Origin of the sequence: Proteiniphilum sp. (assembly GCF_034927365.1) — a bacterium.
GTDB lineage: Bacteria > Bacteroidota > Bacteroidia > Bacteroidales > Dysgonomonadaceae > Proteiniphilum.
This window is the reverse complement of sequence record NZ_JAYFQD010000031.1, coordinates 13,792-38,246: the sequence shown is the minus strand read 5'-3', so window position 1 is coordinate 38,246 and position 24,455 is coordinate 13,792. Positions and strand designations below refer to the sequence as shown.

At 42.8% G+C, this 24,455-nt stretch carries 19 protein-coding genes and 1 tRNA gene; 7 read left to right on the top strand and 13 right to left on the bottom strand.

Annotated elements, in window-relative coordinates:
- Positions 1-479: 479 nt before the first annotated feature.
- On the bottom strand, positions 480-1,922 hold the full coding sequence (locus tag VB073_RS15810) for a PDZ domain-containing protein (RefSeq protein WP_323405154.1): 1,443 nt from the start codon (positions 1,920-1,922) through the stop codon (positions 480-482).
- 160 nt (positions 1,923-2,082) lie between these two features.
- On the opposite strand from VB073_RS15810, the gene VB073_RS15805 reads away from it, so the two are divergent.
- The 4 genes from VB073_RS15805 to cysK all read left to right on the top strand — a co-directional run bounded on the left by VB073_RS15805 (position 2,083) and on the right by cysK (position 7,199).
- Positions 2,083-4,089 (top strand): alpha amylase C-terminal domain-containing protein, encoded by a 2,007-nt coding sequence (locus VB073_RS15805; RefSeq protein ID WP_323405153.1) that lies wholly within the window; start codon positions 2,083-2,085, stop codon positions 4,087-4,089.
- A gap of 66 nt (positions 4,090-4,155) precedes the next feature.
- Positions 4,156-5,187: a type I phosphomannose isomerase catalytic subunit gene (locus VB073_RS15800; RefSeq protein ID WP_323405152.1), complete on the top strand. Its 1,032-nt coding sequence runs from the start codon at positions 4,156-4,158 to the stop codon at positions 5,185-5,187.
- Positions 5,188-5,201: 14 nt separating this feature from the next.
- Positions 5,202-6,170, top strand: a complete 969-nt coding sequence (gene hemH, locus VB073_RS15795) for a ferrochelatase (RefSeq protein WP_323405151.1) — start codon at positions 5,202-5,204, stop codon at positions 6,168-6,170.
- 81 nt (positions 6,171-6,251) lie between these two features.
- Positions 6,252-7,199: a cysteine synthase A gene (gene cysK, locus VB073_RS15790; protein WP_323405150.1), complete on the top strand. Its 948-nt coding sequence runs from the start codon at positions 6,252-6,254 to the stop codon at positions 7,197-7,199.
- Between the two features lie 90 nt (positions 7,200-7,289).
- Here the strand turns inward: cysK and VB073_RS15785 are convergent, their stop codons facing one another.
- The 5 genes from VB073_RS15785 to VB073_RS15765 all read right to left on the bottom strand — a co-directional run bounded on the left by VB073_RS15785 (position 7,290) and on the right by VB073_RS15765 (position 12,887).
- Positions 7,290-8,519 (bottom strand): PLP-dependent transferase, encoded by a 1,230-nt coding sequence (locus VB073_RS15785; RefSeq protein WP_323405149.1) that lies wholly within the window; start codon positions 8,517-8,519, stop codon positions 7,290-7,292.
- 165 nt (positions 8,520-8,684) lie between these two features.
- Positions 8,685-9,650: a hypothetical protein gene (locus VB073_RS15780; protein WP_323405148.1), complete on the bottom strand. Its 966-nt coding sequence runs from the start codon at positions 9,648-9,650 to the stop codon at positions 8,685-8,687.
- A 104-nt stretch (positions 9,651-9,754) separates the two neighbouring features.
- On the bottom strand, positions 9,755-10,315 hold the full coding sequence (gene ruvC, locus VB073_RS15775; protein ID WP_323405156.1) for a crossover junction endodeoxyribonuclease RuvC: 561 nt from the start codon (positions 10,313-10,315) through the stop codon (positions 9,755-9,757).
- Between the two features lie 107 nt (positions 10,316-10,422).
- Complete coding sequence (locus VB073_RS15770; protein ID WP_323405147.1) at positions 10,423-10,731, bottom strand: DUF4286 family protein; 309 nt, start codon at positions 10,729-10,731, stop codon at positions 10,423-10,425.
- A gap of 77 nt (positions 10,732-10,808) precedes the next feature.
- Positions 10,809-12,887: an ATP-dependent helicase gene (locus tag VB073_RS15765; RefSeq protein WP_323405146.1), complete on the bottom strand. Its 2,079-nt coding sequence runs from the start codon at positions 12,885-12,887 to the stop codon at positions 10,809-10,811.
- A 150-nt stretch (positions 12,888-13,037) separates the two neighbouring features.
- Here VB073_RS15765 and VB073_RS15760 point away from each other — a divergent pair.
- The 3 genes from VB073_RS15760 (at position 13,038) to VB073_RS15750 (ending at position 13,694) form a co-directional block, all read left to right on the top strand.
- Positions 13,038-13,114: transfer RNA gene (locus tag VB073_RS15760), tRNA-Ala, on the top strand.
- Between the two features lie 143 nt (positions 13,115-13,257).
- Positions 13,258-13,515 (top strand): type II toxin-antitoxin system RelE/ParE family toxin, encoded by a 258-nt coding sequence (locus VB073_RS15755; RefSeq protein WP_323405145.1) that lies wholly within the window; start codon positions 13,258-13,260, stop codon positions 13,513-13,515.
- Entirely contained in the window at positions 13,512-13,694 is a 183-nt protein-coding gene (locus tag VB073_RS15750) for a hypothetical protein (RefSeq protein ID WP_323405144.1), read from the top strand. Before VB073_RS15755 ends, VB073_RS15750 begins: the two co-directional genes overlap by 4 nt.
- An 846-nt stretch (positions 13,695-14,540) precedes the next feature.
- Here VB073_RS15750 and VB073_RS15745 read toward each other — a convergent pair.
- The 7 genes from VB073_RS15745 to VB073_RS15715 all read right to left on the bottom strand — a co-directional run bounded on the left by VB073_RS15745 (position 14,541) and on the right by VB073_RS15715 (position 24,367).
- On the bottom strand, positions 14,541-16,190 hold the full coding sequence (locus VB073_RS15745; protein ID WP_323405155.1) for an AMP-binding protein: 1,650 nt from the start codon (positions 16,188-16,190) through the stop codon (positions 14,541-14,543).
- 54 nt (positions 16,191-16,244) lie between these two features.
- On the bottom strand, positions 16,245-16,808 hold the full coding sequence (locus tag VB073_RS15740) for an XRE family transcriptional regulator (RefSeq protein ID WP_323405143.1): 564 nt from the start codon (positions 16,806-16,808) through the stop codon (positions 16,245-16,247).
- 340 nt (positions 16,809-17,148) lie between these two features.
- A complete protein-coding gene (locus VB073_RS15735; protein ID WP_323405142.1) occupies positions 17,149-18,579 on the bottom strand; it encodes a tetratricopeptide repeat protein in 1,431 nt (476 codons plus the stop codon).
- A gap of 72 nt (positions 18,580-18,651) precedes the next feature.
- The gene (locus VB073_RS15730) at positions 18,652-20,346 is read right to left on the bottom strand and encodes a glutamine--tRNA ligase/YqeY domain fusion protein (protein ID WP_323405141.1); all 1,695 of its coding nucleotides are present in this window, start codon (positions 20,344-20,346) and stop codon (positions 18,652-18,654) included.
- 144 nt (positions 20,347-20,490) lie between these two features.
- The gene (gene pflA / locus VB073_RS15725) at positions 20,491-21,216 is read right to left on the bottom strand and encodes a pyruvate formate-lyase-activating protein (protein ID WP_323405140.1); all 726 of its coding nucleotides are present in this window, start codon (positions 21,214-21,216) and stop codon (positions 20,491-20,493) included.
- A gap of 68 nt (positions 21,217-21,284) precedes the next feature.
- The gene (pflB, locus tag VB073_RS15720; protein WP_323405139.1) at positions 21,285-23,525 is read right to left on the bottom strand and encodes a formate C-acetyltransferase; all 2,241 of its coding nucleotides are present in this window, start codon (positions 23,523-23,525) and stop codon (positions 21,285-21,287) included.
- 38 nt (positions 23,526-23,563) lie between these two features.
- Positions 23,564-24,367, bottom strand: a complete 804-nt coding sequence (locus VB073_RS15715) for a formate/nitrite transporter family protein (RefSeq protein ID WP_323405138.1) — start codon at positions 24,365-24,367, stop codon at positions 23,564-23,566.
- Positions 24,368-24,455 lie beyond the last annotated feature (88 nt).

The window sequence follows — 24,455 nt, the reverse complement described above, 5'->3', positions numbered from 1 at the left end:
CCGGCCGCTGACCGGCCTGGACCCCTTGTATACTCTGCTTTGTCTTGTCTTATAAACGTATATGTAAATATCCTAAAGATCGCTTTTCTTTTCTTACCGCTTACAGTACTTATTTCCTGAAAGCGGGTGCAAAGATAGAGACTTATTTTTAATCTCCAAAACTTTTTGGAAAGTTTTTTCAATATTTTTTCGCATCCGAAACAAAGGAACTGATTTTCAATCGTTACACTTACTCTATTTCAATCTGCTTGTTTCATTATCTCTATAATGACCCCGCTTTTAAGCGAAAGGGCTACAAAGATAGTGATTCCTGAGAATAAGTTCCAAATATTTCTCCGATTATTTTGGATATTTTTTTCATTCGGACCTTTACAAAAAATGGAAAACCCCCAACAAAGTACTATAATAGAATATATTATGAATATTCGTCATGTATTTGCTTATAAGGCTTCACCTATCCCCTGTCCACCTATCCACTCCTAATACGCCTGAATATGTGAACTTATGGATATTTGTGGAGTTACGGCAAAACTCATCTCGCTCCCATTCCTTAGTACTATTATATTAATGGAAACAGGTGTATTCCAATCGATATACTGGTTAAAGTTGAAAAGATAAGAAAATGCCGACTTATACCGTCGATTATTAGCAACGGCCGTCGACACAGCATTATATTGCGCCACATCCCAGAACATACATTCTTTAAACCCATTGGAATCGGTATAGCGAGTGTTCTTATCCCTCAGATTCATCGTCTCAGCCAGGAAGCGACGATAACCTTCCGTGAGCGACTGAGAAGTATGGTCGAAATCCTGACCTTGTATATTGACAATCACATCTCCCGGTAAAATACCCGCCCGTGCGGCAGGAGAGCCGGGATCTACAGACACAACCGTTTTCAGGTCATTCATATTATATCCAATACCAGTATAGTTATATTTCAAATAGTTTACATCGAAAGTACCGAACGACTTATTACCACAATTCGGAAATTTTTTCAGCAAAAGAGGAAGATTCATTTCGAGATAATCAACCAAATCGTAATGACTATTCAATCGTTCCTTGGCTTCACTCTCCCAAATAATCATCTTATCTCCCGCTTCAAGGAACTTCCTGTCATAGAATCGGTAACCGAACTCCAGATTAAAAGCGACATCATCCACCCGAACCGCTTCGGAAGGATCATACAGAGGAACTTTTACCATTCTGTTATTTCTTGTATCGAAGCGCCAAACTGGCTGATAACTCCCAAATGTAGGCGAACCGACCTTATACATAGGATTACCCTCGTAGCTATAATAGGTCTGAATTATAAAATCGGGATCCCCCGGATCGTATTGTAAGCCAACCTTAGCTAAAGCACGAATAAAAATAGCATTGATTCGCTCATCAAGCTGACGCGTACTCTCATCCGAAGGAGAAAAAGCAAAAGTGCGGTAATTATGAAAGAGTGCATTCTCATTGACAGTAGTTTTTACCGGTATCAGGAAACGTCGGTTCTGTACATCTTCTAAACTATAAAATGCAAATACCGGAGCCAACTGCGCTTCCTTGATCGCATTCGAGTGGCGGCAATCTTTTTCAATTGTAATCTCTTTAAAAGTATGTTTGAAATTACGGGTGGCAAGAATCATCTTCTGTGAATCCTGATTAAACCACGACATAATAGTCTGATACGACTGAAGATAAGTTCCATTCTTATTTACAGAAAGAATAATATCATTCAGTTCCAGTCCTGCCTTTTCGGCTGGAGATCCTGGTGTGATATCCACAATAACCGGCTCTTTGTATCCCCAACTCTTATCGTTACTTATCTCAAATACGAAACCTAAGCTACATGTAATATCCGAATTTTGCGCATATAACTCACCCGCGAAAATAAAAGTGATCGTAAAAATAACCGATATAATTCGTCTCATCATGAAATACTCTTTGTTAAACTTGAGTCGCAAAGATATGCATTTTTCTCTATTTTATTTTACGAACGCTTTTTTACTGTCAAAAATTGAGAGAAATATTTACAATTAATTATCTTTGTCCTATCGGATGCATAATTTAGTAAAGGTAGTTATAAAACAGACAATGCTCAACATCATCAAAAACGATCCCTGGCTCAATCCCTATGCCGAAGCAATTGAAGGACGCCATAATTATTATTTAAAGCGGTTATCCGGCATCACACAGGGTGGGCGGATTACTCTTTCCGATTTCGCAAGTGGCCATCTTTATTTCGGGTTACATAAAACAGATACCGGATGGATGTTTCGCGAATGGGCGCCGAATGCATCTGAAATCTTTCTTGTAGGCACTTTTAACGATTGGCAGCGACAGGAATCATTTCGTTTAAAAAGAACAGAGAATGGCGTATGGGAGGTTAAGTTACCGCCCGGACGCATTCACCACGGAGATCTTTACAAGCTCCATGTAAGCTGGGAAGGTGGTTCGGGAGAACGGATCCCCGCATGGAGCAGGCGAGTAGTACAGGATCAGCAAACCTTCATCTTCAGCGCACAGGTATGGGAGCCCGAAGACAGATACACTTTCAGGCATAAAAATTTCAAACCCGATTGTTCTCCTTTGCTCATCTATGAAACACACATCGGTATGTCCACGGCAGAAGAGAAAGTAGGCAGCTATAACGAATTCAGAGAAAATATATTACCGCGGGTAAAAGAAAACGGATACAATGCCATCCAAATCATGGCTATCCAGGAACATCCCTATTACGGTTCATTCGGATACCACGTATCCAGCTTTTTCGCTCCTTCATCCCGTAATGGTACACCCGATGAACTGCGTCAATTAATCGACGCTGCACATGAAATGGGTATTGCTGTTATCATGGATATTGTACATTCACACGCAGTCAAGAATGAAATAGAAGGTATTGGACGGATAGATGGAAGTTATGACCTCTATTTTCCACATGACCCTAACAGAAGAATTCATCAGGCCTGGGATTCACTCTGTTTTGATTATGGAAAGGATGAGGTATTGCACTTCTTACTTTCCAACTGCAAATATTGGCTGGAAGAGTTCCGTTTCGACGGATTCCGATTCGATGGCGTCACATCAATGCTTTATTACAGTCACGGCCTGGAAGAATGCTTCAGTTCGTATGGCGACTATTATAATGGACATCAGGATCCTGATGCTATCTGTTATCTTACACTGGCAAATCAACTTATTCACGAGGTAAATCCCCATGCCATCACCATTGCCGAAGAGGTGAGCGGTATGCCGGGCCTGGCATTGGACGTACAATCGGGAGGCTATGGGTTTGACTATCGTATGGCCATGAATATTCCCGACTTCTGGATCAAAACGATCAAGGAGAGGAAAGACGAAGAGTGGTATCCCAGCGCTATCTGGTGGGAAACAACCAACCGGCGTGCTGATGAAAAGACGATCTCCTACGTGGAAAGCCACGATCAGGCACTGGTTGGAGATAAAACAATCATATTCAGATTGATCGACGCCGACATGTACTGGTTTATGTCGAAACTAATGAGCAGCACCTATGCTGTAGACCGGGGTATCGCGTTGCACAAGATGATACGTCTGGTTACAGCAAGTACCATCAACGGTGGCTATCTTAATTTTATGGGGAATGAATTCGGGCACCCCGAATGGATTGACTTCCCCCGTGAAGGCAATCACTGGTCTTACAAATATGCACGCCGCCAATGGAATCTGGCTGACGATCACAACCTGAAGTATCATTATCTGGGTGACTTCGATAAGGCTATGATTCAACTTATCAAATCTGTTCCTGATTTCCAGGCGCTGCCTTTAACAAAGATTTGGGACAAAGATGATGATAATATGCTGGCATACACACGGAAGGATCTGCTTTTTATCTATAATTTCAATCCTCAGAAATCGTACAGCGATTATGGTATCCTTGTCCCTGCAGGCGAATACGAGATTGTACTCGATACGGATAGTCGGCAGTTCGGTGGTTTCGGTCTGAATGACGACACTATTCATCATTTTACAATGTATGATCCGCTCTACGCAAAAGATAACAAAGGATGGTTACAATTCTATCTTCCTGCACGGACAGCTATGGTAATGAGACGGGTATGATTACTAATGCGCTAATATGCCAATGTGCCAATATAAATAATGTAATAAACGATTAAACAACTCAATATGTCAAGTAATAGCAACAATAAAATAGGAGATTCTTCAATCAATAACGGTACACTTTATCCTTTTAAATTTGAACCGATCCTTAAACCGGTTATTTGGGGTGGCTCGGATATCTGCAGATTTAAAAATATAGAGCCTTATCAGGAAGGTATTGGTGAAAGCTGGGAGATCTCAGGGGTTCGTGGTAACATCTCCCATATTTCCAACGGGCACCTGGCCGGAATATCACTGGATGAATTACTCAACCAACGAGGAGAGGAGCTTGTAGGAAAGACAGTGTACCAAAAATTCGGGAATACCTTTCCTCTACTCATCAAATTCATTGATGCCCGCGACGATCTCTCCATTCAGGTTCACCCTGATGATGAATTGGGAAAGAAACGGCACAACTCATTTGGAAAAACAGAAATGTGGTATGTTATCAATGCAACGCCGGGAGCATATCTCTACTCCGGATTCAGAGAAAACATTACTCCCGAAGAATATCCCGAGACTGTAAAGAACAATACCTTCACCAACAAGCTCATGAAGTATGATGTGAGCGCAGGTGATGTTTTTTACCTTCCTGCGGGACGTGTGCATGCCATCGGCGCCGGATGCTTTATCGCCGAAATACAACAGACATCCGATATCACTTACCGCATTTATGATTATAACCGTAAAGATGCAGCTGGTAATAGCCGCGAACTACATACCGAACTGGCCAAAGACGCAATCGACTTCAAAGTTTACGACTCATACAAAACGGAATACGAAAAAAATATCAATCATCCTGTAAAATTAGTCACATCACCCTATTTCATCACTTATCTACTGGAAATGGATGCCCTTACCCAAATGGATCGGGACTATACGACGCTTGATTCATTCGTGATTTATATCTGTATGGCGGGCCGTTGTACTGTGAAAGATGATAAGGGGAACGGTGAGAGGCTCTGCCAGGGAGAATCGATGCTTATTCCTGCCGACACAAAATCGGTGACAATCATACCAGATGAGGCAACCAGGCTGTTGGAAACATATGTAGGATAAACCCGAAACCGGATATGAGAGGTATACTATTAGTAAATGTGGGGACTCCCGCCAGTACGGATCCGAATGATGTAAAAGAATTTATTGCCGCCATGCTTTCTGACCCGCTTCTGACGGGAAAATCGGAATGGTGGTCGAAGTTCCTTGCGAAAAACATAATCGCACCCAGCAGTGGATCACGGGTCTCTGAAAAATATAAACTAATCTGGCATAATGATGAAGAGACGTCGGTATCCCCGCTGATTTATCACATGCAACAACTTGCGCAGAAACTGGAAGGACAGAAAGGAGTTCCTGTAGAAATCGCCATGCGCTATGGAAAACCGGATGTTTACACTGCTTTTCGTGAACTGGAGAGAAAATGCCCATTACTACATGAAGTGGTGGTTTTCCCGCTATACCCCCATTATGCCCAATCCACCACGCAGACTTCAAAAGATATGATAGGGAATGTTTTCTATAAACATCCTCACTCATTCAGATTGAAATTTGCCGAGCCCTATTACAATCATCCGGCTTTTATCCATGCCCTCACATCACATGCGAAAGAATACCTCGATGATATAGACAAACTTATATTCTCCTATCACAGCCTCCCTCTGGCACAGGTAGAAGCCGGATGGAAAAAAGGAAAGGAATATGATTACGTATATCAACTGAAAGAGACCAACCGGCTTTTTTGTAAAAATCTGGATGTCAATCCGCACGATACATTCCTTTTTTACTCATCCCAGAGGGGTAAAAAATGGCTAAACCCGTTTCTCGATACAGATATCCGCGATCTTCCCAAATTAGGATGGAAAAAGGTAGCTGTTGTTACCCCTGGTTTCCCTGTCGACAATCTGGAAACTCTTTACGATGTAGATATCGAAGCCCGTAAATTATTTATGGAAGCAGGAGGTGAAAAACTCACTTTTATTCCGGCAATGAACAGTAGTGATGTCTGGGTAGAAGCTATCTGGAAAATCATAGAAAGGACCTGATATTCAAAAATACCATAATTATGCTATTTCATGCCAATTTAATACTACTTATTTTTGTCAAAAATTTTAATAATTAGAAATATGGGAAAGATAGCAGAGAAGTTAACGGATTTAGTGGGTAACACCCCATTAGTAAAACTTAATCATTTTAAGGATTCTGAAGGCGTCAAAGCCAATATTATTGCAAAGTTAGAGAGTTTTAATCCTTTAGGAAGTGTGAAAGACCGTATTGCACTGGCTATGGTGGAAGATGCTGAGAGGAAAGGCTTGTTGAACGCCGGATCAGTCATTATTGAGCCTACAAGTGGAAATACAGGTATCGGACTGGCTTTCGTATCTTCCATCAAAAAATACAGGTTGATTCTTACCATGCCTGAGACCATGAGTCTCGAAAGAAGAAATCTGTTAAAAGCGCTGGGAGCCGAGTTAGTACTTACACCCGGTACCGAAGGAATGAAGGGCGCCATTGCGAAAGCCACACAATTACAGACTGAGTTGCCCAATGCCGTTATCCTGCAACAGTTCGAAAATCAAGCCAATCCGTCAATCCATTACGACACTACCGCTGAAGAGATATGGCGAGACACCGACGGACAAGTAGATATACTTGTAAGCGGCGTAGGCACAGGTGGGACTGTAAGTGGTGCAGGGAAACGACTAAAGGAATTGAATCCCAATATTAAAGTGGTTGCTGTGGAACCGGCAGATTCACCTGTGTTATCGGGCGGTGCACCGGGGCCCCACAAGATCCAGGGAATAGGAGCCGGTTTTGTTCCGGGTACCTATAACGCTTCCGTAGTGGACCAGGTAATTGCTGTCAGTAATGATAATGCCATTCTCACCAGCCGAAAATTGGCATCGACTGAAGGACTTTTAGTGGGTATTTCATCGGGAGCAGCTGCGTATGCCGCTTTGCAGTTAGCACAAAAGCCCGAAAATGAAGGAAAAAATATTGTTGTGGTATTACCCGATACGGGAGAACGCTATCTCTCCACCCTGCTCTACGCATTTGAAGAATATCCTCTGTAGAGAGAATTCTATATATAAACAGATAGGGGGTGACTTACAAAAATGTAACGGCACCCCCCTATTCTTATCTAATTAATTGATCTACCTGAATTATACTAAAGCCTGACAAATATCCTCGAATAGACACTCCACACTCTCCAACCCCACCGACAGCCGGATTGTTGTATCCTTCACATTCATCATTTCACGTTGTGCTGCGGAAAACGAACCGAAAATGGTACTTGCCGGATGGATAATCAGCGAACGGTTATCGAAAAGGTTAGTAGCGCGACGAATCAATTTAAGCCTATTCATAAAGCTGAAACAACATTCCTTTGATTCCAGATCGAAAGTGAGCATGGCACCGGGATAATCCCCGAATTGTCTTTTACTCACCTCATAAAATGGATTATCGGGTAAACCGGTATAGTTCACTGACCGTACATCCGGTAACGACTGCAACTTTTCCGCTAATTCCTTACAACTGCCGGCTTGCCTTCCAAAACGCAATTGCAACGTCTCCAAACCAAGAGATTGCTGATATGCTGCATCAGGTGTCATATATGCACCGAGATTTCTGTGCACTTCCTTCCGCAATCTGGTATGAAACGGCGATTGCGATATACTTTCAAAGGCTTTTAGTGCAGGTGTGCGATAATTGTGGAACTTCCCATAGTCAATAATCAACCCTCCCAGGCTGGTTGCACCACCTGAAATATATTTAGTGCTGGCTATCACTTCGATATCCACCCCAAAATCAACGGCATGAAAGATGGAAAACGGTATAATCGTCGTATCGGCAATCAACGGCACTCCCCTATCGTGTACAATTTTACTCAACTTTGCCAGATCGACTACCTCCATCTGCGGATTAGTGATAATTTCGAGGAACAAGCCACACGTCTTCTCATCAATAGCGTTTGCTACCTCCTCCATATTAGTGAGATCACAAAATCTCACCTCCATGCCAAACGCATTCAACGTATTCACAAAAAAGGAATAGGTATTGCCAAAGAGGTGTCGGGAAGTAACCAGATTACTACCACTCCAAGCCAGAGTAATTAATGTATTACTGATCGCGGCCATACCGGAGTTGAGTGCAGTAACGCCATAGGCGCCTGTAGCGCTCTTCACCAGCTCTTCAAAATGTTGTACCGTCGGATTGGTTATACGTGAATAGGTATGCTCATTTGTCCACCCGCAAAAAGCGGCTTCCATCTCTTCCGCAGTTTGAAATTCATAAGCCAGAGAATGATAAACAGGCATGGACAATGCACCATAAGGATCTGGTTTTGGATAAGCCGTACTCAACAGTACGGCTTCATATTCTTTTTCGTTCATTTCTTCATAACAGTTAGCAGTTTCCGGATTTTAGTCGGAGAGTTAAAAATCGTGGAAACGAAACCTATCAAAAGGGGATATCAGCGTCTTTCTGTATCTGTAGAGTTGATATACCCAATAAAATACAAAACCAGTTATAATATAACTTTTTAGAGACATAGCCAGTTATTTTTTTAAAATCCAGGCATCAGTATGTCTGGGAAATTTTTTATGAACTTCTTTTAAATAGACTTTTGCCGCATTTTCATCGGTAAATGAAGCTGCATATACGTCAATACGATCGGGGCGTTCTAACCATGCTGTCTGATGGAAGCCCTCATCAAGTAATCGTTGTGTGGTTTTTTGAGCCGATTCGATTCCTTTATACACACCCATCACAATATAATATCTGGGAGAAATATCGTCTATATCCTGCCCGGAAATATCAACTGGCGGTGCAACGGACTCGTTTACAACTTCTAACTGCTCACTCACTCTCTCCACTTCATTTGCTATTTCAGGGGATACGGCAATCTTGTTCACAGGTTGTGTTACTTTATGATGTAACCACCCAGTTTCAGAAATCATCCGTGCAGACTGTCGTTCCATTGAGGTATCTCCCCCCTGGAAGATGAACATCAACAGAACTACGGCAGCTACGGCAGCAGCACTAATGCCTCCCTTACGGCTCCATTTTTGACTTTTTTCGTTCTTCACTGCCGATACAGCGGGCTGCATTTGTATCAACGGTTTAAGTGTAGCCTGTGTCAATCCAAAAAAAGCAGGTCTGACAAATGTACCCGGAGTATAGACAAGACGTTTACCATCCTGCATGGCGAATGAACCCAACTTGCCCATCTCCAAATAACGCTGTTCACGCAGTTGTCGTTGCAACTCCTGTATATCCAGCTCAATCTTTTTCATTGCCGTCTCAAACGTCATGCCATCGCTCTTCATATAAGATTGAGCCAATAATCCGTCGTTATGGGTGAGGTCACGGTTAAATACCAGTTCACATACAGGCGCATGAAATACTGCTATCCCATCCTTTTGTGAGGAGATCGTATTCACCACAAACCCACCAAATTCGGGAATGATCACACAATTGTGCTCATGCAGCAAAAACTCAATATGGGATATCAATTGATTCATAAGGCAAAGATAAAAAATTTTATAGCCAAATACATTAAAAAATGATTTTTTCTCCAAAGATTTTAATCATTTGCTGGCTAAACTCTATATAAATCACCACTTATTCACCTTTTTATCTTCTCGGGATTATGGTTGGCATAATCTTTCCAGCTCTTGTATTTCTTTTCGTCGGTAGTGACGTTCGATTGATAAAAATGACACAACGCAGCAGCAAGTCCGTCGGATGCATCTAACTGAGGGAGCATATTCTCATCCGGGATATGGAGTATTTTTTGTAACATATAGGCTACCTGCTCTTTGGCAGCCCTCCCATTTCCTGTAATAGCCATCTTTATTTTCAGGGGTGCATATTCAAATATGGGAATATCCCTCGAGATGGCAGCTGCCATAGCCACTCCCTGGGCACGCCCCAGCTTAAGCATGCTCTGTACGTTCTTACCGAAGAAAGGCGATTCTATGGCAAGCTCGTCCGGAAGATACTCTTCAATAAGGCCTATGATACGTGCATATATTTTCGCCAGTTTCAGGTAATGATCATCATATTTACCCAACTGCATCACCCCCATCGCTTCGAGATGGGGCTTATTATCCAGTACCCGTAGAATACCGTACCCCATCACCTGCGTACCGGGGTCGATCCCCATTATGATCCGTTCTTTCTGCATCATCAATTTCACTAATGTTAGATAATCGCTCGCTATGGCAAAGTACAAACAAGTTTGTCTTTTGCCCATTTAGCTTAACGTAATTATTCACTTACGTAGATATTAAACTAATAATCAATCGTCTGCATCACCGTTGAGAAGCCTGCCATTTTCTCTTTGAATTTCTTCAGCAATGGCGCATACACCTTCCCGCTCTCTTCCCTGTTCCACCGTTCCAACAGATCTATATCGGCTACTTGAAACTCCATCGCGAATGAGTGTCCCGGCTCTTCCTCTCTCCCAAACACACGCGACAGACGGGGAGACCTGAGCAAGCCGCTTTTGGTAGACATGGGAATAAAATGCTGTAGCATATATTCTACAAATTCTTCTTGAATCCCCTCTTCCACATGAAAAGTGGTATTAAAAACAATCATATATCGTGATCTTTTAGTTCTCTGAGTTTATACTGTTGTTTACCGGAAAAATTCAATCTAATTCAATCAAAAAAAAATTATCCGAAATCGAAACTATCCTCCAGATCAATCTCCACCGGCGCACCATGATATTGTACTACGCTATCACTCACGTTAGTCAGATTGATATTCTTCACCAACGAAAAAGGAAGGTTATTCAGAAAATATTTTTCATTCGTCTTCTCCGAATCCTGATTAGTGGTATAAACATGGGCCGATTTCAGGTTCCTGTAGATATAGAGATCATCCATAGCCCTTGTCATCGCCACATAGAGGCATCGCCTCTCCTCCTCTATCGCTGCATCACCTTGTAAAACCGCACGGGATGTGGGATAGGAGAAAGTCGATACATTGACGATATAACATTTTCTCGCTTCCAACCCTTTCGCGGAATGGATGGTGGATATGATCACTCCATCTTCCGATTTTCCCTTCCACTTACCGGTCGTTTCTGCTTTAGGGTCTAATACATACTCGGCAATAAAGTCAGATATTGAACCTACAGTAGTAGCCAGTTCCTGCAATATCGGGAAATCATCTTTCCGCCAATTCCATTCCTCCTTGTAAAGATCTTTCATCCGGTCCCCCATCAACTCGACCACCTTATGCATCGCCTCACCCGGATTATCCCGAAGACCGATAATATTGAGCAGCACCGATGAAACGATTTTCTCCAATCCTTCTTGTATCAGCTTCGAGAGACAACCATCCAAAGTATCTTCGCCGATTATATTATTAATAATCCTTGCCGAACGGACTTCACCGATTCCCTGCCAGAGCATCAGGTAACGCATCCATGCCAACTCATCCTTATAATTGGAGATAATTCGCATTGCAGAGACGATATCCCTGACATGCTTCGACTTCATAATCCCCGCACCACCATAGATTACATAGGGTATCTTCTTCTCGATACAGGAGGCTTCCACCCTTCGCATACCGAAAACGGAACGGGATAAAACCATATTATCCGAAAATGCCAAACCCTCTTCCGTGGTACTTAACAAAATCCTGTCGGTGATATCATTGGCCTCTATCCAGTCGCCGTCGCTGTTAATGATAACAGGCATATTTCCCTTTCCTCTACTGGCCTTTAGTTCCTTGTCGTAATTATAAATCGACTCGGTCAACAGCCAGTTCGATAAATCCAGCAATTCCTGTGTGGAACGGTAGTTAATCGTCAATTTATATTTTTCGGATTCGGGAAAGACATCTGTGAAGTGATACATCGTATTAAAATCGGCACCTCTGAAGGCATAAATCGACTGAGCATCATCCCCCACAAAATAGAGATGACATCTTTCCTGAAAAGAAGACAATAGCTCATATTGCAGCGGATTGGTATCCTGCGCTTCATCGACCAGTATATGATCATACAGACTTGACAGCGCGTCTCTGGCACCCTTATCTTTTTTCAGCGTTTTCGACACCACATTCAGGATATCGTCATAATCGAGGTACTTGCGTTCTTTCTTGTATTTCATATACTGCTGAATGATATCCTGATAGAGCGGTTTCACTTTCTCGATCTCCTTCTCCACGGTCTGCTGGAGTTGCAATACTTCGGGGTCGGAGGTATCGGGACCGCCCGCGCCATCACCACTTGGCCTTCCGAAACCGTCATACACCTTTTCAGAAATAGCCTGAGAGAGAGGAATGAGTTTATTCACCGCGTACGAATAGACCTCCTTGATAAGTATGGGAGATATCAGCTTCTTGTTGTAGTTCTTGAATCTTTTTCCGCAGAGCAGCTTAAAGGAACTCTCCCGGTCATCTTCGTCGATTACCGTGAAATCATGATCCTTGAATATATTCGGGTTACTTTTGATAATCTCCATGCACCATGAGTGAAAGGTCTGTCCCTTCAAATCGTTGGCGAGCGATTTGTCAATACCCGATTTTATACGCTCTACAATTTCATTTGCCGACTTACGGGTAAAAGAGAGTATCAGAATACGTTTAGGCACCACACCCCGGCCGATCAGGTATTTTGCACGCGATATGATAGTCTGCGTTTTACCGGTTCCAGCGCCAGCGAGCACCAGCAAATGTTTTCCGTCGTATTCAACGGCTTTCAGTTGCTCTTCGTTCAGTTCAATCGTTCTATTTGTTTCCATCTTGAATAGGTAAATCAAATTTACGGTTATTTTATCAGAAAAACAAACGGTGACGAAACAAAGAAATCACAAGAGGGAATAGATTATTTCAGAATAATAATTATCTTTGCACCGTCTAAAGCGGTAGACTGTTTTTCATAAACAATTCACGGGGGTTTAGCTCATCTGGCTAGAGCGCAACACTGGCAGTGTTGAGGTGACCGGTTCGAGTCCGGTAATCTCCACCAACACAAATAATAATCAATTTATTCAATGTGTGTCGGACTAAAAGACGGGCTATCTCGAAAGATGTAGTCCGTTTTTTATTGCATCAACATATTATAAGGGGAAAGTTTTCCAGTAAAGTAAAAAACATTTTATACCTTTGTGTATGTATGCAATAGAATTTACCCACAATGCTTTAAAGAGCCTGCAAAAGATAGATCCGGTTTATCAATATTTGATAATCGAGAAGCTTGAGGTGTTACAACAAAACCCATATGGGAGCAGTAATGTTAAGGCATTGAAGGGAATGAGTGGCTATTACAGGTTAAGAGTAGCGAACTATAGGGTGATATATGAACTACAGGATGAAAACCTTGTTATATTAGTAATCGATATTAATCATAGAAAGGACGTGTACAGATGAAAATAGCACAACTAAAAAAAAGCGTTATACAAGCCTTTGAAGCAATATTGAGCGAGTTATCTGCAAGCGACATAGAAGATATGCAGGACAAGCTAACAGTACAACTACATAAGCTAACAGATGATGGTAAACGATACTCGTTAGATGAAGTAAAAAAACAATTAACAGCGAACCGGTGATAAAATCACCGGTTTTTTTGTACCCTCTTTTTAGTTTTCCAGCATTCATAATAATTTGAGACTGTTTATTCTTATCAATCTCTGAATCATACTGATATGAACCGTCTTCTAACTGGTTAAGTCTCCGTAAATCCTCTAACAGTTGGTTCGAGTTTTGTCCCAAGACATCCGCATCTTGGGACAAGTCTACAAAAGATGGATTGTTCTATTTTTTTATGTTTTAATTCGCTACTATTCTGATAAATAAGAGTAAAAGATAAATTTATTCTTTTTGTTAGATTCATGTACCGCAAATAGCAGAAATTCAGGAAAACCTATTATTACCCGTTTTTCTTCAATACTGCTATTCTCATACCGTCTGTCATGCCGTTTAAGTCATTAGCAATATAAAATTTATTTTCATCACCTACTTTCTCAAAGCAAACTACCAATGAATCTTTAATCTCTTTGTTTCTTTATTATAAGATTGTGTCGTATTGTTTTTAATCTTTGGGACATAATTTTTTGCGTGGTTATCAACTATCTGAAACATTTTATGGCATCTATATTATTACTATCGTTTGCCTATTTTGGATTCGGTGCTGTTAAGTACGTATACCACTTAGATCGTAAATGTACAATTTTTTTCGTATCTATATCTTATAACTTACTTAATTGAAAAAGTATCGTCACAATTCCAAAATATCATATCCTCAAAAAAATACGAAAAGATAAGAGACTATTCAAAAATAGCATAATGTATCATTGCATTATGTCATATCATTACAGGTAAGGACACGACATTTAGGCTGTTTTTAAACAGCCGCCAACAATATCGCACTAAAAAAGAAATCTGGAAAACTGTATCTACAGTATCACAATACCGTTTTTCTCGCATAACTCAAGGGCCATTTCCCTCAGGCGGTATTTCTGTATCTTACCGCTACCGGTCATCGGGAAGGTATCCACAAAAAAGACATAACGGGGTATCTTGTATTTGGCGATATGCCCTTTACAGAAATCGCGCACATCTTCGGTTTCTAATTGATATCCCTCCTTGCGGATAATAAAAGCACCCACATCTTCGCCATACCGCTCCGAGGCTACCGCCACCACTTGTACATCTTTCACTCCCGGCATCCGGTAAAGATAATCCTCCACCTCTTTGGGGGATATATTCTCCCCTCCCCTGATAATCATATCCTTGATGCGTCCGGTGATACGGTAGTTTCCGTTCTTGTCTTTTACGCCCAAATCGCCCGAATGCAAGAATCCATTTCTATCAATAACCTGGGCTGTCGCTACCGGATTCTTGTAGTAACCTTTCATCACATTGTATCCGCGGCTACACATCTCACCCTGCACCCCGACAGGGCACTCTTCCCCTGTCTCGGGATCAATCACGCTCACCTCGGTAAACTCATAATCGCGCCCCACGGTGGTGCACCGCACATCAAACGGATCCTCCACACGGCTCTGCGTCATCCCGGGTGATGTCTCCGTCAGCCCGTACACGCTGGTGAGATCCATGAACATCTTTTCGTTCACCTGTCGCATCAGTTCCTCGGGGCAGAGGGCACCTGCCATTATTCCGGTACGGAGACAACTTACATCGAACACATTGAACATGGGATGGTTGAGTTGAGCGATAAACATGGTGGGCACCCCGTGCAATACAGTGCATCGCTCCTTGTGGATAGAGGCAAGTGTGACCAGTGGATCGAAACGTTCCACCATCACCTGCGTACTCCCGTGTGTCAGGCAACACATGGTGGCAAGTACCACTCCGAAACAGTGAAACAAAGGTACGCAAACACAGCACTTGTCGTCGGAGGTGAATTTCATGTGTACGCCAGTCAGATAACCGTTATTGGCAATATTATGATGGGTAAGCATTACGCCTTTTGGGAATCCTGTCGTTCCCGAGGTATACTGCATATTCACCACATCATGACAACTGGAAAGGGAGCGTAATCTTTGAAATTCATGATCCGGAACATTCTTTCCGAGTAGCAGCAATTCGGCAGTATTGTACATTCCCCGGTATTTTTCCTGTCCGATGTACACGACATTCCTCAATTCGGGAAAATGATCCGATTTCAGTTTACCGCGCTGCATATTTTTTAACTCCGGCAATAGTTCATAGATAATATCGGTATAATTGCTTCCCGGTACTCCGTCGGTCATACATAAGGTATGCATATCCGAATCCTTTATCAGAAAGGATATCTCTTCGGTACGGTAATTGGTGTTCACCGTCACCGCTACAGCTCCGATCTTCGCAGTGGCATACAGGAAAGTCAGCCAATCGGGCACGTTCTGCGCCCAGATCCCCACATTACTACCCCGGGTGATTCCAATGGAAATCAACCCTTTTGCCATATCATCCACTCTCTTATTGAAATTATCCCAGGTAAAACGCAGGTTACGATCGGAATAGACAATATATTCTTTATCTGGTGTCTCTTTTACCCAATATTCCAGCCAGTCTCCCAACGTCCTGTCAGAAAGCTGAATATCTGATTGATTTGTCATGGTCATTAACGGATTTTTCTCTATTACTATAAAAATTTATGCAGGAGAATAGACTATTCCCAGGATTTTTGCGGTAGAATCACCACCAGCCGTCACCAAATGACTTACAATGGAATCATAATAGATACTATCACCCTTATGCAATTCATACCTCTCTTTTCCATAACTCACAATGACGGTTCCTTCCAGTACAAAAAGGAACTCCTCCCCTTCGTGTGATGAAAAACTACCGGATTCTGTGACAGGTCTGATATCGATGATAAACGGTTCCATGTTTCGTCCGGCTTTCCTCGCTGCCAACGACATAAAATCCATGTGTGAATGATCGTCGGTCAGATGGCTCGTAAAGGTAACGGTGGGGGATGAATCGGTATGTCGGTTAACAACAGGTCCTAACTCTTCGCTGTCGTCAAGAAAAGTACCGGGACGCACTCCCAATGCACGCGCTATTTTAATAATTGAGGCAAGGGAAGGAATTCGCTCATCTTCGAGTATCCTGCTCACCTGCTCCACTTTCAATCCGGCTCCTGCTGCCAGATCTTCAGCCGATATATTTTTACCGGCACACAAAATCTTTATTTTTTCCGTAACTGTTATCATCTCTTCTTTTTATTGAAACAGCAAAAGTAAAAAAATATCAACAATCAGGCAAATTTCATGTAAGATTGTTATTTTTTCAGGCTATTTTATATTGATTTTATTTCAGGGTATCTATTTTTCTAACAATCCATTTCCACATATATAATTGTTTGAAAAGAATTATCGTTATTTTTTCATATAAGAGATTTATTTACCAACTTTTCAGGATGAATGGCGTATCTCAATATATACTGATCGACGAAAAGAGAAATATCCACGAAAAGGAGGAGCAACTAAGTCCGAGTCATGGCATGGTAAAAACTAAGATTCAGGGATTATTAGAACAATAAAAAATTGCTTTTCAATATTTTATATTCTTGAACAGTACCCTGTTTTCACGGGCTTCATTGAGCTGAGTTAATATTTTCTCACGGCTGTAATCAGAAAAATCGGTATTCTCGTTACCGGTAATAAGATTGAGCAGGTCTCTTAATTCCTGATCCGAAAATTGCTCCATGATTTTGTCGAACGGTTCTTTGGAACCGATCTCAAAACGGATAAAGGCCAGCCTCGATTTTGCAGTAGGAAAATCGGGGGCAATGGAGAGTAATTCTTCAAGATATACGGCAGCCTGCTCAAATTTCTCCTGTGCCACACTAATATTGGCTAATTTGTCAAGTACATCTTCATTGCTTGGAGATGCAAGTGCTGCTTTCATATATGCTGTTTCCGCTGTAGTAAAATCTTCATCATGAAAAGCAAACTCCCCTTCCAGCATAAAATAGTCGAGTGTTTCCTTTTCAGTTTCCGGAATTTGGTTAAAGAGTTGTCTTGCGCGTTCGTAATCCCCTTTGCTAATATAAACAAAGGCCCGTTTGGCAATAATACCTTCGCTACCCAGCATCTCCTCTCTCCTATCGATAAGATCCATCATCTTATCATATTGTTCCATAGCATCATAGGCCTCCAACAAAGAATCATAGACAGCTTCATCTTCGGGTGATTTCTGTAGACATTCTTCAAAAAGAGAGATGGCAGCCTTAAGATTATCGTTCAGATAAAGCGACAGTGCTTTCATCTTTAACACATTGACATCCTCTTCATTAATTGTAAGTGCAAAGTCAAACGCATCTACAGCCTTATCATGCTGTTCGTTCATGGAATAAAGTTTCCCGATATTCACCCAACCGTCATAAGAATAAGGATCGATATCGAGCAACTGGTTGTTATATTCTATGGCCTTATCCAGATCTCCTTTCAACTCATATGCATAAGCAAGATCAACAATGGCATCGGTGTTAGAATCATTGATTTTCATGCTCTCTTCGAGAAACGAAATGGCGCGGTCGAACATATCCACATCATTGAACATATATCCCAGTTCGGTAATGAAAAAATAGAGATCGTCAACAGGGAGTTCCTGCTTGAACATGCTATTGATCAGTTTTTCTGCTTCGTCATGATTTCCGAGATGCAACAACGACTCTATCTTCAACAGTGCCAGATCCACTCCTCCCTCATCAGAAATCCACTCCATATAGTCAAGCGCATCCTGATACATCTCCGAATAGACAAGGATCTTCGCTTTCATCAACATCAATCCGGGACTACCGGGATGCATCTTCAGCCCTTCATTGATAAGCTCTTCCGCTTCCTCGTTATCACCTTCCGCATTGTAGTATTCGGCAAGCATGGCGAACTCGTCGGCATCGAAATACATTTTTCTGCCAAGTGCACGCATGTGCTCATACTTCTCAATCAAAAAATTTATGTCCAGATCGTTATCTTCCATTTAAATCACTTTGGGCTGTTTACTGACGTGAGTCTTTTCCACATTTAACCCAAATGAAAATATGCACTAAAGTCAGTCATTCTTCTTCCAGGAATCTTTGAGCGCCACAGTGCGATTAAAGACCAAGGCGCTTTGTATGGAATCGGCATCCACATTGAAGTAACCGATCCGTTGAAACTGGAAGCTATCGAGTGGTTTGGCCTCTTTCAGGTATTCTTCCACCTTACACCCTTTCTTCACGATAAGTGAATCGGGATTCAGCAATTCCCTGAAATCTTTCTCTTTTTCACCCGCCGGATCTTCCACTATAAAAAGGCGATCATAAAGTCTCACCTCGGCATCTAAACTGTGGGAGACGGATACCCAGTGGATCGTTCCCTTCACCTTCCGGTTAGAATCAGGCATACCGCTTTTCGTCATCGGATCATATTCGGCATACACCTCTGTCACATTTCCTTCTTCATCCTTCTTGCAACCGGTACACTTCACAATATATCCGTTTTTCAAACGGACCTCGTTTCCGGGTGTCAAGCGGAAGTACTTCTTAGGAGCCTCTTCCATGAAGTCATCGCGTTCAATCCAAAGTTCGTGGCTGAACTTCACTTTCCTGCTACCCATTGTTTCATCTTCAGGATTATTGATAGCCTCCATCTCCTCTATCTGACCTTCGGGATAGTTGGTAAGGATGAGTTTAATGGGATCGATAACTCCGGAAACACGTATTGCATGTGCATTCAGGTCTTCACGTACAGCGTGCTCCAACAGTGATACGTCGTTGATGGCTTCATATTTCGTATAACCAATCTTGTCTATAAAATTGCGGATCGCCTGCGGTGTATATCCTCTACGACGCATACCGGTCAGTGTCGGCATCCGTGGATCATCCCATCCCGAAACCAGCTTCTCTTGTACCAGTTGCAGCAGTTTGCGCTTACTCATCACCGTATAAGTGAGGTTTAGGCGATTGAATTCATTCTGTCTTGGACGATAGTCGCTGTCGGCTAACTGATCAAGGAACCAGTCGTACAGAGGGCGATGCACCTCAAACTCCAAAGTACAGAGTGAGTGTGTTACCCCTTCGAAATAATCGGACTGCCCATGTGCGAAATCGTACATCGGATACGCTTTCCACTGTGTACCGGTACGATGATGCGGGATATGAATTATCCGGTAGATAATCGGATCACGGAAGTGCATATTCGATGAAGCCATATCTATTTTAGCACGTAGCACCATTTTTCCTTCGGAGATCTCGCCGCTGTTCATTTTTTCAAACAGTTCCAGCGATTCCTCGAGGGGACGGTCACGATACGGACTATGGGTTCCCGGTACAGTGGGCGTTCCCTTCTGCTTGGCAATCTCTTCAGCGGACTGTTCATCCACATAAGCCTTACCCTCTTTGATCAGTCGTACGGCAAAATCCCATAGCTGTCCGAAATAATCGGATGCATAATAGATGTTTTCCCAATGGAATCCCAACCATTTGATATCCTCCATGATGGAATCAACATATTCCACGTCTTCCTTCACCGGGTTGGTATCATCAAAACGGAGGTTACAAACGCCATTGTATCTTTCCGCGATACCGAAATCGAGGCAGATAGCTTTGGCATGACCGATATGCAGGTAGCCATTGGGTTCTGGCGGGAACCGCGTCTGTATGCGTCCGTCGTTTTTACCCTCTTTCAGGTCGTTCTCTACGATCTGCTCTATGAAATTAAGGCTTTTCCTGTTCTCCTCGACTGTGGATTGTTCTTTTTCCATCATACGTATCGTTAATAATAATCTCTATTTTCAACCTGCAAATTTAGCGAAAAAATCATTATGAAGGGTCTTCCTCGTCAATTCTGTTTTGGGCTTATTTCCGGTTCACTAACTATAATTATTCACTCTTCATTTTTCACTTTTCACTTATACCACCCGAAGTCCGGCATTTCTGAAAATATTCCGGGCATTTTCCAATCGTTCTTTCGATAGAGGAAGGGTGTCTTTCAACCGATATTCCATTCCCAACTGTTCATATTTGCGGATTCCCATATCATGATAGGAAAGTAATTCCACTTTCTCTATACAACGATAGGGGGCAAGATACTCTGCCGTTTTTTTCAGTAATGAATCATTATCCGTCCACCCCGGCACAATTACATGGCGCACCCAAGTGGATTTATTCTTTTCTTCAAGATAATCAAGCGATTGCAGCGTATTGTCGATCCGTACTCCTGTCAGTTCTTTATGTTGTTTTGCATCGATCGATTTCACATCAAGCAATACCAAATCCACCATATCGAATACTTTTCGAACAGCTTCTGTAAAAATAGCTCCAGAAGTGTCAAGTGCAGTATGGATGCCGTTCTCTTTACATAAAGAGTAGAATTCCAACAGAAACTCCGGTTGCAACAGCGGCTCTCCACCAGTGACAGTCACCCCACCCTTGGCAATGAAACTCTTGTAACGAAGGACCTCTTCCAATAGTTGTTCGGGAGAAAGAACGTATTTTCCACTCTGTTTCGCATCCCAAGTATCGGGATTATGGCAGTATAGGCAACGTAATGGACAGCCTTGCAGAAAAATTACAAAGCGGATTCCCGGTCCATCCACCGTCCCGAAACTCTCTAAGGAATGAATTCGTCCTAACATATAATAAAAATGAATGCAACTAAAACATTCCTGATACGAATGTTTTAGTTGCAATTACTTAATCGAGATTACAGTGAATGATTGATCGTCCTCGAGATCACATCCAACTGTTGCTCTTTGGTCAGCTTTACGAAATTAACCGCATAACCCGACACACGGATCGTCAACTGCGGATAATTTTCGGGATGATTCATTGCATCCATCAGGAGATCCTTGTCGAACACGTTCACGTTGAGGTGTTGTCCACCGTCAGAAGTGAAGTATCCGTCGAGTAGGCCGACCATATTGGTTATCTGTACATTCCGTTCCTTGCCGAGCGTTCCCGGAGAAACGGCGAAAGTGTAGGAAATTCCGTCGTGCGCATGCTGGAACGGCAGTTTCGCCACCGAAGCCAGTGCGGCAACCGCTCCTTTTGTGTCGCGGCCGTTCATGGGGTTTGCGCCCGGTGCAAAAGGTGTTCCGTCAGGACGGCCGTCGGGTGTTGCTCCGGTCTTCTTTCCATACACCACGTTAGAAGTGATGGTAAGGATCGACTGCGTGGGAATGGCATTACGGTATGTCTCATGCTGACGAAGATATCCCATAAACTTGCGGGTAATATCCACCGCAATCTGGTCGGTCCTGTCGTCGTTATTCCCGAAGGGTACATAATCGCCTTCCCGTTCGAAGTCTACAGCAATTCCCCGTTCGTCGCGGATCACTTTCACTTTCGCATCACGGATCGCAGCAAGTGAGTCGGCCACAATGGAAAGCCCTGCTATACCCGTTGCCCGGATACGTTGTACATCACCGTCGTGAAGCGCCATTTCAAAAGCTTCATATGCATATTTATCGTGCATGTAGTGGATGATCTTCAACGCGTTAACATACACTTTTGCCAACCAGCGCATCATCTGCTCAAATTTCGCCATTACTTCATCATAATCGAGGTAATCCGAAGTAATGGATTCGAATTTAGGCGCTACCTGCGCACCCGATTTCTCGTCGCGTCCGCCATTGATGGCATATAACAAACACTTGGCCAGATTAGCACGAGCACCAAATAACTGCATTTGTTTTCCTATCTTCATCGGAGATACGCAGCAGGCAATACCATAATCATCGCCATAATCGGGACGCATCAGGTCGTCATTTTCATATTGAATGGCAGAAGTATCTACCGATACTTTCGAACAGAATTGTTTCCAGTTTTCGGGGGAGTTCTGCGACCAGAGGACCGTCAGGTTGGGCTCCGGAGCCGGCCCGAGGTTATAGAGCGTGTGCAGGTAACGGAACGATGTTCTTGTCACCAAAGTACGGCCGTCTACAGTTTGTCCGCCCAATGATTCGGTCACCCAAACCGGGTCACCCGAGAAGAGGTCATTATAATCCGGTGTACGGAGGAAACGCACAATTCTCAATTTTATGATAAGTTGATCGATCAACTCCTGCGCTTCTTCTTCGGTCAATAATCCTGCCTTGATATCTTTTTCGATATAGATATCGAGGAAAGTGGAAGTACGTCCGATCGACATGGCAGCTCCATCCTGATCTTTCACTGCTGCCAGATAGGCGAAATAAAGGAATTGTACCGCTTCACGGGCATTTTTAGCAGGTTCGGTCACATCAAAACCGTATCCATTACACATTTTCTCAAAAGCTTTCAATGCCTTAATCTGTTCCGAAATCTCTTCACGGCTCTGTATGACACGTTCCGTAATTTCCTGGATATCGAGGCGTTTCAGGAAATCTTTCTTCTCTTCGATCAGGGCGGTTGTCCCGTACAATGGTACACGACGATAATCACCGATAATACGTCCACGACCGTAAGCATCGGGTAATCCCGTGATGATGGCCGAACGGCGTGCAGCCACCATCTCATCAGTATAAGCGGAGAAAACACCTTCGTTATGCGTTTTACGATAGCGGGTGTAGATTTCTTTGGTCAGGGGATCAAGCTCGTATCCATATGCATTCAATGCATTCTCCACCATACGGATACCCCCTTTCGGGAAGATACCCCGCTTCAGCGGTGCATCGGTTTGTAGACCGACAACCACTTCGTTATCCTTATCGATATATCCCGGTCCGTAGGTATCAATTCCCTGCGGATATTTGGTTTCGGCATCATAGACGCCTTTTGACTGCTCTTCTTTGAACATTTCCGTCAACTTGTTCCAGACCTTACGAGTACGTTCGGTAGAAGAAACCAAAAAACTATCATCACCTTCATAGGGAGTATAGTTATTCATAATGAAATCCCTTACATTGATTTCATTTCTCCAGACATCGCCTTTAAAGCCTTTCCAAGATTCATGCTGATTATTCATCGTTGATATATTATTTTATAATGTTGATATATTGTATTTTAATTATGATTATTCATTTTTGGTTGACGAAAGAACAGGTACCAGTACACCGTCCCTACCAGCAACATACCTCCGACAATATTTCCGAGCGTCGCCGGAAAGAGATTTTTCGAAAGGAAATCGGTCCAAGTAATATCGGCTCCGCTGTAAATCGCTGCCGGAATAAAAAACATATTGGCAATAGAGTGTTCGTAGCCAAGCACCACAAAGATCATAATGGGAATCCAGATGGCTACGCTTTTACCGATGATATCCTTCGCCGTATATCCCATAAACATACCCAGGCACACCAACCAGTTCGCCCCGATTCCTTTCACAAATACCCGCATGAAATCCTGATTCACTTTGGCTTCGGAATAATGATGAAGGTAGGATTGCCAGGGTTCTTTATCGAATAGACCCACATTGGCAGACAACACGAAAGCGATAAATTGCGCTCCCACAAAATTAAAGAGATAGGAAAGCAGCAGTATTTTTGCCACTCTTGCCGCGGATAGCTCCCGATTTAATAAAGGGAAAGCCATACCCGCACAGTCGCTGGTGAACAGATCGGCACTGGTGAGTGCTACCATGATCAGTCCGACTGGGAAAAGTGCCCCGGCCACAAACTTCATGATCCCCGGGTTGGCGCCGCTGCTTTCCGGCATGCCTCCAGCGACCATCACAGTAAGCAATCCGCCGAGGGCAATAAACGCCCCGCCGAGAATAGCAGCAATAACAAAATGTAGAAACGGGAGTTTCGACTTATTAATTGCTGTGATCCTAAATGCTTCGGCAGCTTCTGCCGGAGTATAATAATTCATAATTACTGCATAATCCAAGACCGGTAAAGGGAAAAGTGCTTTATCGCAAGAGAAAATCCGTATAACCTTTAACAATCTTATTCAAATC